This is a genomic window from Salinibacterium sp. SWN1162, from assembly GCF_015864675.1.
Taxonomy (GTDB): Bacteria; Actinomycetota; Actinomycetes; order Actinomycetales; family Microbacteriaceae; genus Rhodoglobus.
Window position 1 is genome coordinate 1,109,131 of sequence record NZ_JADYWT010000001.1, and the last position, 15,520, is coordinate 1,124,650.

9 protein-coding genes are annotated in these 15,520 nt (G+C 58.5%); 8 read left to right on the plus strand and 1 reads right to left on the minus strand.

Annotated elements, in window-relative coordinates; all coding sequences use genetic code 11:
- The first annotated feature begins 36 nt into the window (after nucleotides 1-36).
- The 7 genes from I6E58_RS05225 to I6E58_RS05255 all read left to right on the plus strand — a co-directional run bounded on the left by I6E58_RS05225 (nucleotide 37) and on the right by I6E58_RS05255 (nucleotide 11,268).
- Complete coding sequence (locus I6E58_RS05225) at nucleotides 37-723, plus strand: 2-C-methyl-D-erythritol 4-phosphate cytidylyltransferase (RefSeq protein WP_197131118.1); 687 nt, start codon at nucleotides 37-39, stop codon at nucleotides 721-723.
- A complete protein-coding gene (locus I6E58_RS05230) occupies nucleotides 716-1,423 on the plus strand; it encodes an SDR family oxidoreductase (RefSeq protein WP_197131120.1) in 708 nt (235 codons plus the stop codon). The genes I6E58_RS05225 and I6E58_RS05230 overlap by 8 nt, the downstream gene beginning before the upstream one ends.
- Nucleotides 1,424-1,492: 69 nt before the next feature.
- Nucleotides 1,493-2,890 (plus strand): bifunctional cytidylyltransferase/SDR family oxidoreductase, encoded by a 1,398-nt coding sequence (locus I6E58_RS05235; RefSeq protein WP_307841988.1) that lies wholly within the window; start codon nucleotides 1,493-1,495, stop codon nucleotides 2,888-2,890.
- A gap of 283 nt (nucleotides 2,891-3,173) precedes the next feature.
- Nucleotides 3,174-3,428 (plus strand): hypothetical protein, encoded by a 255-nt coding sequence (locus tag I6E58_RS05240; RefSeq protein ID WP_197131122.1) that lies wholly within the window; start codon nucleotides 3,174-3,176, stop codon nucleotides 3,426-3,428.
- Nucleotides 3,429-3,983: 555 nt separating this feature from the next.
- Nucleotides 3,984-7,541: a CDP-glycerol glycerophosphotransferase family protein gene (locus tag I6E58_RS05245; protein ID WP_255531461.1), complete on the plus strand. Its 3,558-nt coding sequence runs from the start codon at nucleotides 3,984-3,986 to the stop codon at nucleotides 7,539-7,541.
- A 197-nt stretch (nucleotides 7,542-7,738) separates the two neighbouring features.
- Nucleotides 7,739-9,454: a CDP-glycerol glycerophosphotransferase family protein gene (locus I6E58_RS05250; protein ID WP_197131126.1), complete on the plus strand. Its 1,716-nt coding sequence runs from the start codon at nucleotides 7,739-7,741 to the stop codon at nucleotides 9,452-9,454.
- 41 nt (nucleotides 9,455-9,495) lie between these two features.
- On the plus strand, nucleotides 9,496-11,268 hold the full coding sequence (locus I6E58_RS05255) for a fibronectin type III domain-containing protein (RefSeq protein WP_197131129.1): 1,773 nt from the start codon (nucleotides 9,496-9,498) through the stop codon (nucleotides 11,266-11,268).
- On the opposite strand, the gene I6E58_RS05260 is transcribed toward I6E58_RS05255, so the two are convergent.
- Nucleotides 11,265-13,499 carry a cell wall-binding repeat-containing protein gene (locus tag I6E58_RS05260; protein WP_197131132.1) on the minus strand — a complete coding sequence of 745 codons (2,235 nt, stop codon included), beginning with the start codon at nucleotides 13,497-13,499 and terminating at the stop codon, nucleotides 11,265-11,267. The genes I6E58_RS05255 and I6E58_RS05260 overlap by 4 nt on opposite strands.
- Nucleotides 13,500-13,645: 146 nt before the next feature.
- On the opposite strand from I6E58_RS05260, the gene I6E58_RS05265 reads away from it, so the two are divergent.
- On the plus strand, nucleotides 13,646-15,508 hold the full coding sequence (locus tag I6E58_RS05265) for a glycosyltransferase (RefSeq protein WP_231595148.1): 1,863 nt from the start codon (nucleotides 13,646-13,648) through the stop codon (nucleotides 15,506-15,508).
- Nucleotides 15,509-15,520 lie beyond the last annotated feature (12 nt).

Sequence of the window (15,520 nt, forward strand, 5' to 3'; positions counted from 1 at the left end):
GCGGGTGCTGTCGTGGGGTTAGAGGAGTTATTCCGTATGTACAGTCTCATTCTCCTTAATGGAGGTGTTGGAGCGCGGCTTGGGGCCGATTCGCCCAAGCAGTTCCTTAAGGTTCACGGTATGCCTGTCTTGGTCTATTCGTTGGTTGCGGCCAACGAAGTGCCAGAGATCGACCAGATCGTTCTCAACTACCCCAGTGGCTGGCTCGACGAGGTCAAAGCCATCGTGCGCGACTACGCGATCACCACGACGGTGACCTATGTAGAGGCTGGCTCCTCTCGCCATAACTCGGTCGCCCGCATGGTTGATGCCTGCACCAACGATCGTGTTCTCGTTCACGAGTCCGCTCGCCCCATGGTGACAGTCGCTGATTTCGCCGAGCTCATCGCAGCGCCGTACGACAACTGCAGCTTTATGTCGCCGATCTCGTTCACAGTGGCGCCGGTTGACCCCGTGACCAAGCGAGTCACGGGTTACCTCGAGCGCGACGGCCTGCGCAACGTGCAGTTGCCGCAAAAGTTCTTGCGCGCAGACCTGAAGGCCAGCCACGAGTTCGCTGTAGAGCGTGCGTCTGAATATACGGAAGACGCAACGCTCGTTGCGGCGGCCGGTCATGACGTTTACTTCATCGATGGCGATGAGAGCAATCTCAAGGTCACAGGGCCTGTCGATGTCCAGATTGCGAATGTGTTGTTGCGGAGTAGGCAGGATGCTGATGAATAAAACGGTTCTGATCACGGGAGCGTCTAAGGGCATTGGCCTTGCAACGGCGCGCGAGTTCTTGACGAACGAGCCCACGGTCTCAGACATCATTATGTTGGCTCGCGAGAGCGATCACTTTATTGAAAACGTAAAGTGGCTCGAGACGTTAAACGACCGTGGCGTAAGAATCCACACGTACAACGTGGACTTGGGGGATCGCCAGCAGATTATCGCAGCGATGGCAGAGATCAACGCGGCGCATCCGAAGGTCGACATTCTCGTCAATAACGCGGGCTATACCAACCCGGTTGCGTTCCAGCAGGTCGAGTTCGAAGACTTCGAGAAGACGATCATGGTGAACGTCTACGCACCATTCACGGTTATTCAAGAACTCCTTCATCACGGCAACAAGTTCGATGCGATCGTAAACATCGCGTCGACGGCGGGAATCACTGGCCGTGCTGGATGGCTAACCTATTCGGCGTCCAAGGCGGCGGTCATCAACATGAGTGACGTGCTGCGCGAGGAGTTGGCCATCTATGGAACCCGCGTTGTGTCGTTGTCTCCTGGTCGTTGTGCCACAGATTTGCGCAAGACGCTCGCTCCGGATGAAGATCCATCGACGATCATGCAGCCCGAACACGTGGCTTCGATTGTTCGAACGATGGTTTCGGGTGTCGGGCAATACCTCGACAGCGCGAACTTGGTAGTCCGCCAGTAAAGGTTTGAGATGTTGTACAAACCCTGACTGCCGTCAGGGTCTGTGGCGTGCACGGGTGGAGGGTGTGTTGTGAAGACTGAATCAGAATTGCGTACGGTCATGGTTATTTTGGCCGGTGGCATCGGAGTGCGGGCAGGTTTGGGAATGCCTAAACAACTGGCTCGCATCGCGGGGAAGACAATCCTTCAACACACTCTCGAGGCGGTGCACAGCTCGCCCGAGATCGATGAGATCATCATCATGATGGAACCCGATCACCTCGAAGCGGTCGAAACTATCCGTGAGTCGGGCGAGTTCCCGAAGCTGACTCGTGTTCTGGCCGGCGGCGCTACTCGCAACGACACGTCGCGTAAAGCGATCGAGGCCCTCGGCGACGACGACGAGGTGAAGGTGCTCTTCCACGATGCAGTGCGCCCGTTCGTGAGCCACCGCATCTTGAAGGATTGTGTCGAGGCACTCGACACCTATAAAGCGGTAGACGTAGCTATTCCGTCTGCTGACACGATCATCAAGGTTGCGGGGAGCGGTCGCAAGATCCGTAAGATTCCGCCGCGTGACCGCCTTCGCCGAGGCCAGACTCCTCAGGGCTTCCTGCTGTCGACGATCCGCGAGGCCTATGACCGAGCGGTTCTCGATCCGGAGTTTGCTGCCAGCGATGACTGCTCTGTGGTGTTGAAGTATTCGCCGAAGGTGCCCATCGCGGTCGTGCTCGGTGAAGAAGAGAACATGAAGGTGACAGCCGGCATCGACATCTTCATTGCCGACAAACTCTTTCAGTTGCGTTCCGCTGATCACAGTTCTTTGGATGCTGCTGAGCGCGAAGAGCAATTGTCAGGCAAGACTATGGTCGTGTTTGGTGGCAGCGCCGGTATCGGGCGTGGAATCGTCGAGGCGGCGGAGAGCTTCGGCGTCAATGTTGTGTCCTTGAGCCGCTCCACTACCGGCACAGCTGTAGAAGATCGCGAATCGGTAGCCGCAGCTCTCGCTGCAGCACATGCTGAATCCGGCCGCATCGACTACGTGGTGAACACCGCGGGTGTTCTCGAGTTGGGCAGCCTCGAGCAATTCTCTCCGGAACAGGTTCGCAACATCCTCGATGTGAACCTGCTTGGCCCGGTGATCATCGCGCAGGAGTCCCTGAAATACCTTCGCGAGACCAGCGGACAGCTCCTGTTCTTCACTTCGAGCTCTTACACCCGAGGTCGTGCCAACTACGGCATGTATTCCGCAACGAAGGCAGCGACAGTCAACTTGACTCAGTCATTGTCGGAGGAGTGGACCGACTACGGAGTACGGGTCAACTGCATCAACCCGGAGCGAACGAAAACGCAAATGCGCCTTGATGCGTTCGGCGAGGAACCAGAGGGTTCCCTGCTCGAGCCCATGCAGGTCGCAAACGCCTCGATCGACGTGCTCTTAGGCGATCTCACCGGCCAAGTAATCAACGTGCGGCGTCACAGCGCCTAGATATCCGCGCGGCTGAGCGCCCATCGCTGTCGGAAAACAAGCAGCCTGGCGATTGAGCTTGAATGATCAAAACCGACAGCGGAAGCAGAAAGATGGGCTCGTCGTACTCACTCAAACAAACGTCTAGAACTCATCGTGATGAAATGAATCCTCATACGTTTAGGCAAAGCTGTGAAGGGCGTCAGCGAGTTTCTCTAATCGGCGCTTCTCGAGTACAACGACGTCTCACTCATCGCGCAGGTTACTGCTGAGGCGCACCTCCTTCAATGGTGTGCACGGCACGATGGCAGCGCTGCAAGCGGCTACGCCAGCGACGTTGCTTGCGCATGATTCGCGAACCCTGGAACTGGCGCGATATCACTCCGTTCCTTTTCAGGAGTACCGCGGTGGGTCCGTCGATATCGGCAAGGCCTACGAAGAAGCTGATCTCGACGCGCTCAACCAACGGCTTCCCGACACCTTTCTTGCCGCGCTGGAGAAGACGATTCATCGACTCGAAGCGAAGACGAAAGAGTTGAAAAAACGCCTTGCCAAGTAACAGGATGTCTTGGACTATATGGGAAAGCCCGTGGAGCACCGCATTGCGCGGTCGCTGAGTGCGCGGTGGGTGCGCTTTCGCGGACAGCGCTAGAGGCCCTCGCGCAGCGGACTAACGACACGTTGCGGTCGTTGTCGGATGAGCGGGGTAGCCACACACAGCGTGCGAGTAGATCGCATCAGCTGAGAACAACACAAGACGCAGATGCGTTCGAGTGCGTTCAGCGGAACACCAAAGGGCTGGCTGTTCGAGCCGGTGTCGGTCCCGGTTTCCCGAACAGTCGTGATGCTAGGCGGTCCCACGGGCCAGCCAATCAGCGCGCGCCGTGGCCCTCGGGCGCGCGACGAACGCTAGTCTGATTGTCGCGCGTTGCGGATAATGACCGTTGGGTGTGGGTTTCTTCACAACGCACAAAAGCTAAAGCGGCTCTGAGCTCGAGTTGTGGGGCCCTCGCGCTGCGGGTGGAAGAAGCCAAGGGGAATCGGGGAAAAACCATTGCTTTTTTTTGCATCAAAAAAGCCTGTTCAATCGAGGTTGAGTTCTAAAGCTCGCGCGATGGCCTCGCGAGCATTCAGAACTCTGCCGCGGAGAGGCAGGGAGGCCGAATCTACACTCCTTAGTGTCATTGTTCCGATGTACAACACTGAGCTTTATCTAGCTGATTGCCTAGACAGCCTTATCAATCAGACCTACGAGAATCTCGAGATTCTCGTGATCGATGATGGCTCGAAGGATGGGTCGCTGACAGTCGCCCGCGAGTATTCGAGGAAAGACAGGCGTGTCCGAATCATTCGGCAATCCAACCGCGGGCTTGGTGGCGCTCGCAACACTGGGGTGCGGCGCTCTCGCGGAGCGTTTTTGACTTTTGTCGATTCTGACGACACGATCCCGCAGCAGGCTTTCGAACAGTTAATGAGTTCCCTGAGGGGCTCAGGATCCGATATAGCCGTGGGAGCTCTTGAGCGATTGAGCTCTGGGCGAAGGTTTAAGCCACTGTGGGCCCAGCTCGTTCACCACAAGGCCCAGATTGGCATTCAGCTCGACGAATACCCCGAAGTGCTGAGGAATTTCTACACCCCAGGGAAGGTCTATAGAGCTTCGTTCTGGAAACGGAAGGGGCTCATCTTCCGTGAGGGAGTGCTATTCGAAGACCAGCCTGTTGTGACTCAGGCCTATTGTCTAGCGAATTCGATCGACGTCTTAGACAGCGTGACATACACCTGGCTCGAACGTAGTGATGGGAGCTCGCTGAGCCAATCGATGTACACCGTACAAAACGTGAATGCTCGGAAAACTGCGATCGAGCTTACGGCGCAATCCCTTCGTAATATCGCAAGCCCCGGAGTTTATGGGGCTTGGCTGTGGACGCTTCTCGAGTTTCATTTCCCCGGCTATCTCCGGCAGTCGTTGCGTTCCGATGCGCAAGTTTATGAGGCAATCCTGTCGATGATTCGTTCAGTGGTCGACGAAGCACAGGTAATTGGCGTCCCTAACGTTTCGGCTCAGAATCGCGTCCTCGTTTATCTTTCGCTAGTCGGCAGCAAGTCACATGTGGATCGTTTTCTGCTCAATAAGGGCCTAGAGATACGTGAATTACCAGTTCTGCGCGATGGGGGTACCCCGCGTCTCGAACTTCCGTTTTTCAAAGCCCTGCCGATCGAGCTACCTAGAGAGGCGCTAGAGCTAAGCGCTGGGCAACTAAAACTTTCAGCGACTCTGCGAACGGTGAGCTGGGTGTCCGCTACTCGCCTGCGCCTGACCGGCTGGGCTTACATCATGAATCTTCCTCCCACCGAGGATAATGAGCTGCAAGTCATGCTCGTGAACACCGAGACGGGTCGTCTCCTCACTGCCGACCTCGTACGCGTTCGAAGCGAATGGGCCTCCGTAGAGTCGCGCCATCGTTGGATCTCGAACGATGAAGCTGGTTTCGAGGCCGAGTTCGAAATTTCGGAGCTTGCCAGCGCGATGGCTTCGGGGTCCGGCCCGCTTTCGAGCTGGGACGTGTTGGTTCGTGTGCGTGATGGCGAGATTCAACGCTCCGGCCCTCTCACCAAACGGGCTCGGAATTCTTCAGCATCGCAACTTAGAACTAGTTCATTCGCGGATGGTTTTTATGCGCTGCTCTCGTGGAAGTGGGCTTCTGGCCTCCAGGTAACGTTAGCGAGAAGACCGTTCGGAGTAGCTGGAATCTCTGCTGCCGACGGACTCGCCGAAATCGGAGTTCGGCGAAATTACGGATCTCACGTTCCTCGAACTCTGGTTCTGACGAACGTAGGAGGGGGCCGTATTGAATCGCCTATGACGAGGGCGGGAGAAAACGAATGGCGCGCGACGAGACCTCGGTTTCCGGCGAGTGCAGTCGGTAGTTCATCGAACCAATGGCTCGTTAGTTTGGAAACGGAAACAGGCCATCGCCGGAATGTTCACGCATCGGCGTGGGAGTTGCAGACAACTGCCGGTGAGGGCGATGAGTTCACCGCACGTTCGACGAAGTCGGCCCAACTAGTGCTCGATACCCGCCCTGTTCGCTGCGAACTACACTCTTTCGGCGTCGATTTTGCAGGAAAGTTGGTGCTTGAGGGGGAACTAATTGACGGCGGGCCTGAAGTTCTGCAACTCAGTCTTGTCGGACAAAGTATTGAAACCGTCCCGGTGCGGATCAGCACAAATCACGGCAGCCGGTTCCGAGCCGAGATCGATCTCACTATCGATCGATGGGGATACACGAGTCACGGAGCATTGCCGACTGGGTATTACAAGGTCATGCTTGCTGGAGTTGGTGCGCCCGGGGAGGGCCTTCGCATCACGCTGAGCGGGACCCTTTTTGAGGCGATGCCGGTTGAGACACAATCTGCCGCTATGAGGTTGGAACTCTATCTCTCTGATCGTGGCGACTGCTTTGTTAGCGTCCGGCCTCCTCAAAAGGCGGCCGAGCTATCGAGAAGCAATAAGCAAGCCGCGATCGATCGTTACATGACAGAAGATTCAGCGGGAATCGTCCCGGGTTTTTACTACGAGTGCTTACGTGGAGAAGCCGCGAACGATAGTCAGCTGGAGCTATTTAGGTGGGTGCGCGAAAACCGCCCAGAGATACCCCAATATTGGGGCGTGTCAGACTTCTCAGTGCCCGTCCCTGCCGATTCAACCCCCATTCTTATCGAGAGCGCCGAGTGGTTCGAAGTCATCTCCAGCGTTCAATTTGTGTGCATCAACCACGAGCTTCCGGCGTTCTTCACAAAGCGTCCGGGGCAAGTAGTGGTTCAGACCTACCACGGGCATCCGTTTAAATCGATGGGGCTTTCCCGTTGGAACGCGATGAGAGTCAGTGAACTCGAAATCGAACAGAACCTTGCTCGCCGACAAGCGTGGGATTTGCTGGTCGCACCCAACGAGATCGCTGGACGGCTCTATCGTGAGAACTTTCCCCTCGACGTCGAGGTGCTAACCGTGGGCCACCCCCGGAATGACCGGCTCGCTGGGATATCGCACTCGCGTCGTGAAGGTGCACGCGCATCGCTCGGAATTGAGCCCGACAAAATCGCAGTACTGTATGCACCCACGTGGCGTGACTACGAGGCCGCTTCGCCGTGGGCGTCGCAGATGGTGAAGCTATTCGACCCCGTTCGACTGCAGAGGGCTCTGGGCGACGAGTACGTGATTATGGTTCGCGGGCATGCGGCGCATTACCGGTTCGACAACAGCACACAAGATGACGAGGCGGTCCTGGATGTCACCGGGCATCCGGACATCAACGTACTGATCGAAGCGTCAGACATCGGACTATTCGACTACTCGTCGATTCGGTTCGATTACTCAGTTACGGGGAAGCCTATGGTTTTCTTCGTCCCAGACAAAGAGAGGTATTTCCAGCAACTCCCGGGGCTGCTGGAATACGACTCGACGACTCCGGGGCCTCAAGCCGAGACTTTCGACGATCTACGGGAAGCAATACTCGATATGCGTGTTCCTTCCGCGGAATGGCGTAAGAAGCTCGCGGACTTCAGATCGACCTTCAATCCTTTGGACGATGGGCACGCCACTGAGCGGCTGGCTCTTAGGATGCTCGATCTTGCGGGCAATGCGGAACCAAAGGGCGGCGACCAAGAGTAGCAACGGCTAGTTGTCTTTGCGCTTCGTCAGCCGAAGACCCGAGACGTTTCTATAATTGACGTTCCAAATCCGCCGGCTTAGCGGCTCGAGCACCGGCACATTCGCAGTGAATCCAAAACCGCGCGGGTAGAATGAGGCAGGCTCAGTGCAATCACGCGAGGGGCGCGTACTGCAGGAAAGCAAGAGGGTTTTACTAGATGAGCATCAACACGATTGAGGTCGCTACGGCTGACCGTGGATCGCTCGCTAAACGCATAGTCGACGCAGCGGCGCATGAACTGGCCGCCAACGCTCTCGCGATCGCGGGCCTCACACTCGCTCTTGCTGGGGTTCCGGTGGGGTGGGCTCTCGGAGTCGGGGCTATCGCGCTTTTTATCGCGCTGATTCCCGAGATCACCCAGGCTGCACACCCCGGAAACCGCACCCGCCCGACTGGTCGCTTCACGCTGTCCCGCGCGGTACTCGCGATAAGTATCGGCCTCGTTTACAACGATCCGTCCAGTGCGTGGGTAACGTGGGCATCCGTCGCGTTGCTCAGCATGCTCATCGCGGGAGAAGTGACGGTCCGTCGAATCGTCGACGGTGCCATTCCCTATGCGGCCCATGTGCCGGGGCTATCCGTACGCAACTACGGGCTGTTCCGCGCCTCCAAAATCTTCTACGTGAACTCCGCGCTGCTCGTCATTTTCGGTGCTCTCGCTCTACTCCACGTCAGTGCTTGGGTGTCACTGGTGGTGCTGTTCCTTGGCGCTATTCCGTCAGCCGTCGTCATCCTCGACGGCATCATCAGAATCCGCGGCCGCCGCATTGCCGACCGTTCGATTACGCAAGTGCTGACGGAGTACGAACCCGCCTTTGTCGTGCACTGGGATGCCCCTTCCGGTACCGAGTACCAACTCTCGATGTGGTTGCCCTACCTCGAACGGCTAAACAAGCGCTACTTCGTCATCGTGCGCAATCAGCACACCTTCGATGCTGTGTGCGCCCTCACCTCTGCACCGGTCCTCCTGCGCAAGACACTCGTCGATCAAGACGCGATGGTGGTGCCCAGCCTCAAAGCGGCCTTCTATGTGAACAACGGCATCCGCAATTCGCACTTCGTGCGATTCCCGGGAATCACCCACATACAGCTCAACCACGGCGACAGTGACAAAGCTCCAAGTCACAACCCCGTATTCCGAATGTTCGACAAGAACTTCGTGGCGGGGCGGGCCGCTATCGATCGTTTCGCCGCCCACGGCGTATCCACCCCCACCGATTTCTTCGCCATCGTGGGGCGCCCCCAAGTCGAGAGCGTTCAGGTTGGGGCTCGCCCCGATGCTGACCCACAATCGCCGGTGGTTTTGTACGCGCCTACCTGGGCTGGCCACAACGCTGACTCGAACTACACCTCGCTGCCGAACGGCTACGAGATCGTGGCTGCTCTCCTTCAGCGCGGCTGCACAGTGATCTACCGGTCGCATCCCTACACTCACCTCGACAAGAACAATCACGCGCAGTCGCAACGAATCGCGACCCTTCTCGCCTCGGATGCGGCCGCCACCGGTCGCAAGCATCTGTACGGAGAGTACGCCGAACGTATCCTGACGATGATCGAATGCTTCAACGCCTCGGATGCGCTGATCTCCGATATCTCGAGCGTCGTGCCCGACTTTCTCTTCTCTGGAAAACCCTTCGCGATCAGCATGATGAGCGAGACCGAGGATGCCTTTATCGACGAGTTTCCCATCGGTAAAGCGGCCTATCTGATCGGGGCAGACCTCAGCGGGCTCGACGACGCAATCGAAGGGCTGCTTGGTGCGGACTCGCTGCAGCACGTGCGGCACGAACTCAAGAGCTACTACCTGGGCGATTTCGACGACAACGACTACGCGTCGCACTTTGTCACCGAAGCGCTCAAATACGTTCAGTAGCAGTCCACCGCTATCGACGAAGGCATTAGTCTCACTACAGAATGAATCATCCAGTCACGGCGCATCCCGACGCCGGCGGCCCGAGCGCCATGCCCCGGAGACGACACGCGCTCGCCCCCGCCACCCAAGCCCTCATCGCGGCAGTGAGCCTCGTGCTGCTCGCCGTCGGCATTCTGCTGGTCACATCGCCTGCACCCCTCCAGACGATTGACGCGAAAGCAGACTACGAAGAGATCGCCCTGACGTGGAACCCGGTTGCTAACGCGTCTAAGTACACGCTTCAGGTCGCCTCTGACCCCAGCATGACCACAATCGTGCAGAGCCGAGAAGTCGGCACGACCAACGCCACCCTTAGCGAGCTCCGTAACGGTACCGACTATTACATCCAAGTGCGAGCACTCAACGGTGCCGGAATCGGCGGGGTGGCCCCAACTCCCGTTCTCGTCAGTACGCCTCGTCGCGAGGTGGCGATGCCCGAAAACGTCACCTCCGAGGCCGTCTCCACCACGAGTGTCACCGTGAGCTGGGATCCGGTGGAGTGGGCGACCGGCTATCGAATTACCCAGCTGCCCAGCGGGGGAGACGCCCGCACCATCATGGGTGATGGCGCCGCGACCTCGCTGACGATCGACGATATTCCTCAGAAGGAGATCGGCCTCAACTATAGCTACAGCGTCGAAGCGATCAACGGCGACCTTGTCTCTGAGCCGAGCGCGAGCGTGCAACAAAACACTCAGCCGACACGCCCCTATGGGCTCGCAGCAGTCGAAAGCTCAGCCGCGGGCGCCACTCTGGAGTGGGTTTCTAGCGCGAACGCGCAGCTCTACCGCGTGGACACATCGCGAACCCCTGACTTTAGTGACGACGTGAAGTCGTTTGAAATACCGGCACCACTCACTCGGCTCTCGCTGAACAACGTGGCAAGCGACGAAGCGATGTACGCGCGGGTGCGCTCCATCAATGGAGAAGAAACTAGTTCAGCCTCGGCAGCGGTGCTGATCACCCCAGAAAACGTTCCTACACTTGGCGTCGCCGTGGGCAGTTACAACGTGTTGAGCATCCGCTACGACGCATCAACCAACAACCCGTGGAGTTCCCGGCGTACAAAGATCGCGAGCAACATTAACGCCGCCAAGCTTGACGTCGTGGGGCTCCAAGAAGCCACCACCAACACTCTCTCTAGCAAAGCAGACGCTACGCAACTCAGCGATCTCCTTTCGTTGACGAAGCCGGCGCTCACAGCATCCAAAGCAGGATTTCTCGGCACCCGGCTGCTGTACAACGCGAAGAAATACGCACCCGGAAAATACGGCATCATTACCCTCCCGCAGTTGGCGGATGACACGACGCGCGCCGGTATCTGGCAAATACTGAAAGACCGCGACACCGGCACCTCCTTTATCGTGGTGAACACGCACCTCACCAACGGGGTTGGCGCGGAGAAAGACAGCATTCGGCTTGAGCAGACGCAGGCGATTATCGACTGGCTCGACAACAACTACACCGACCTTCCCGCGGTGCTCACCGGTGACTTCAATTCGTACGTAGGTCGTGCTCTCGACACTCCTATCAGCGCGCTCACGGCAGCCGGATACGGAGCCGTCGAATACAGTGCAGCGAAGTCCACGAACAGCGACCTCAGCACTCTGACGGAGGGCGACCTCAACTACGGAACATCGCCCAAACTCGACCATATTTTCGCGTCAGACACCGTGAGCGTGCCCAAGTACGAGATCGTCGATGACTCCCGCTACGAAAGCGGCAGTGACCACCGGCTCGTTACGAGTCTGTTGCAGATTCCTCAGGCGCGCTAACGGATGCCGATCTCAGCCCATTGAAGGTTGTGGTCAGAGCCCTGAACGCTGGTCGTGAATTTCGACCCGCTCAGCACGATCTGATTCACGTACTTCGTGGCTCCGGGCGCGTGCTTGACGAAGATGTAGTCAATGCGCGGCGCCGCGTACTTGTACTTATAGGGCGTGAAGGGATACCCGGGCTTGGACTTGTTGTCGATTTGGTTGGTGAGGTTCGCGGTGCTGTACCGGTTGTTGCTGCGGCTCGGCGCGGCGCTCGCGTCGTAGTAGCCGGCATCCACCAGCGCTGTCTGCGGCCCCGTCGGTGTCTCAGCAAAGCTCGAGTTCAGGTCACCCATCAAGACGATAGGAATGCCGCCACCCTCAGCTTCGAGAAACGCATCGACGGCTTTGATTGCCGTCAGCCTCAGCGACTTGTAGGCGTTGCCCGGTGGAAGGTGCACGGCCGCCGCGACGAACGATTTTCCGTTGCTTTTCTGAGTGAACGTTGCCCACGCGAAATAGCGGTCAGTGAGGCCCGATGGCCACCCCGACGTTATGGACTTCAGCGATGTAGCCCCAGAATGTTCGAGCGTGACGGAGCCCGGCTTGAAGAACAGGTGGGCGCCCTTGGTGGTGTTTGTGCCCGCTGGTCCGACATTGTCATACGCGATGTCGTACGAGCCGTAAGTGGATGACGCCAGAAGCCCTTCAAGGTCTTCCCACTGAGTCTTACCCGATCCAGACCACGACTCGGCGGTAGTGGCTTCGACGACCGCAACCACGTCGGCATTAGCCAGAGCGATTCCGGCTGCGACTTTCTTGCGTCGGTCCTTCCAGGTGTAGCCCGAGATTCCGTTAGATCCCGCAACGCTATTGACGTTCCACTCGGCAACCCGCACCGTCTTTGTGGTCGGCGTGTGCCCGGCGTAGGTATAGGTGCCCGCGAGGGAGAGGCGATACGACTTGGAGACGCTCGCGGTAATCGGTGCGGAATCGCTTGCCGTCAACGAGTTGTACGTTGCGACCTTCACAAAAATCGGGTTGCCGGAACCGGTGCCGAGCTCGCCGCGAAGATTTTCAGGAACAGTCAACGTGATCGACGTTGTTCCTGGGGGAAACCACGCCGACTTGAACTGATGGCTGCTCAGGCTTCCTTCTGAACCCGCGATGACGGCAACCTTCGTTGCGCGACCTTGGCCCGTCCAGCTGACCTTGATCTGATTCTCGCCAGCCGGAACGGCTTTCACTGTCAGCAAGCGGGGGTAGCCAGCATCCGGTGAACAGGCGACGAGGGAGTTCAAGGAGGAAGACAGCGCGCCGGTGCCGCCGAGCAGCGTCACTTTTGACGGGTTGATGTCTGCGATGCTGCGAACGGTTGTGCCGGGGAGGCAGGTACGCGGCACTACGTAGAGGGGCGCGCCAACTGATCCTGCTAGGGCTGCGCCCGCGAGGGCATCCGGATAGCTCGACCCGGTTGCGATGTAGGCCTTCGTTGCGGAGGGGAAGGATGCTTTGTTGACGGCCACGGAAGTGGAGTATCGATCCGAGCCCGAGAGCCGCGTCACTTTCGAGATAGCCGACAGCGACTTGAGCTTCTTCTCAATTGCGGAGCTCACTGCGCCGGTGCCCCCGACCACGATCGCACGCGAGGCGCCGAGTGAAGAAATGAACGACGTCACGCTTGAGCGCACCGAGGATGACTTGCCGTCAATCAGCACGACGGGTGCCGATTGAGAGCCGGCGGCGGCGGCGGCCGACAGCGCATCGGGAAAATCGCGTCCCGTCGCGAGGTACACGATGTCGCTCGTGCTGAAGGCATCTTTGGCGATCGCGAGGGAAGTTGCGTAGCGATCGGAGCCGGAAATTCGTTTCACGGGAGAGATCTTCTTCAGCGACGAAACGACACCGTTGCTGATGGCGCCAGTGCCGCCCACAACAATGATGCGGCCCGGCTTGAGACGTGCCAGTTCTTTGGCGACGACGCTCGGGATCGAGGTCTTCGCGACCAAGAGCAGCGGACCGCCCTGGCTTGCTGCGGCTGAAGCTGCGCTCAACGCATCCGGATAGTCGGCACCGGTAGCGATGTAGACGACGGGAACTCCGGGCTTGAAACCGGACTTCGAGATTTGCACCGCCGTTGCGTAACGGTCGCTTCCCGAGAGGCGTGAAACTGAGGTCGCGGCCTCGGCTCGTTCCACCGGGGTGATCCCCGAGAACACCAGTGAAGCCGCGACAGCGAGAGCGATCATGCTAAAGATTTTTTTCAAGTGTTCCCCCGAACATTAGGAACGACCCTATCGCACCGTGTGCAGCGCCGAGAGTTCACGTAAAGTTCGTGTTCTTCTGACGTGAAAATGGGGCTGATGAGGGCGGGGCAGGGCACACTAGAAGCACAATGACTTCGAGTTCTCTGCCTACAACAATTCAACATGCGGTCTTTCCCGAGAAGCACGTTGACGAATTAGTCGCGCTCTATGTGGATGCCGCAGATCGCGACACGGTGTCGATCACCGGTCGGCACTCTGTAACGGTCAGCGCCGGCAGTGCCGTCTCGCTCGCTACCTACTTCAATGCGTTCCCTGCCAGCTACTGGCAGCGCTGGACAACCGTGCAGCATGTCACTGCCAGACTGGCCCTAAGCGGACGGGGCACCGTCTCCGTCATGCGTTCGGATCACACCGGGGCAATCCACACGGTCGATCAGAGCGCGGTCGATGGCAGCGAGACTCTTGACTTTCGGCTGCCGCTGGCGTCGTTCGTCGAGGGCGGCTGGTATTGGATCGACCTCGCAGCAGACAGCGAACTGCAGCTGCTGAGCCTGAACTGGACGGTCGATGAAGCGCCTGTCACGACGGGCAAGGTGTCGCTCGGCATCACGACATTCAACAAGCCCGACTACTGCGTCGCGACTCTCGAAGTGCTCGCGGGTAGCCCGGAGATTCTTCCGGAAATCGACAAGATCTTTGTCATCGATCAGGGCAATAAGAACGTCGCGAAGCAAGAGGGATACACCGAAGTGGCGGCGGCCTTGGCCGACCAGCTGCAGATCATCCGCCAACCGAACTTGGGCGGATCGGGCGGATTCTCGCGCGGCATGATGGAAACCCTCGACAGTCCCGATTCCTCTTTCGTGATGTTGCTCGATGACGACGTCGAACTCGAGCCTGAGAGCATCTTCCGCGCAGCGTGGTTCGCTCGATTCTGCGTGAGCCCCACTATCGTGGGCGGCCACATGCTCGATCTCGGCAAACGGTCGGTGCTGCACGCCTTCGCCGAAGTCGTCGACCGGGACACCTTTATGTGGGGGCCGGCTGATCGCGCCCACGAACGCCACGACTTCGCTGCCCAGTCGCTGCGAGCAACTCCCTGGCTGCACAGCAGACAGGATGGCGACTACAACGGATGGTGGATGTGCCTCATCCCCACCTCGGTTGTTCGCGAGATTGGGCTGTCACTGCCGGTGTTCATCAAGTGGGATGACGCGGAGTATGGATTGCGGGCGCAAGAAGCCGGTTTTCCCACCGTGTCACTACCCGGTGCGGCGCTCTGGCACATTTCCTGGGGCGACAAAGATGACACCGTCGATTGGCAATCCTATTTTCATGCGCGAAACCGACTCGTCGTTGCGTTGCTGCACTCCACGGCGCAATCGCCTTCGCGGTTGCTGGGCGAGTTCAGAAAGATCGACATCAAGCACCTGATCTCCTTCCAGTACTACCCCGCAACTCTGAGAAATCAAGCGTTCCGCGACGTGCTCAACGGGCCGGAAGCGCTGCACGAGCTCATGCCGACAACGTTGCAGCAGCTTCGAGCACAGGCGAGCGATTTCGCCGAGATGCAGCATTACCCCGCTGCAACGATTCCTTCTAGCCGCGACGGTCGACAGACGTATGGCGAAGATGCGCCGCCGCCCTTGGGTGCTGCTGCATTAGGGCTCTTCACTGCGCGAGCGCTACTGCGCCACTGGTTTACCGACGTTCCCGCCGACCTTCGGCGCCAACCGCAGGCTGAACTCGCCAAGCGTGAGGCAACCTGGTGGAGGGTTCCGCTGCTCGACAGCGTGCTGATCGATACCGCCGATGGCAAAGCAGCCTCGTGGTACCGGCGCGACCGCTCCACCTTCCGCCGTTTGTTCAAAGAGAGCATCTCGCTCAATCGGCAACTGGGGCGGGAGTGGAAGACGCTGCAAAAGCAGTACCGCGATCACGCTGCAGCCCTCACATCAGTAGAGGCGTGGACGGAAACAGTGAAGCGTTGAGTGCCGCAGCGT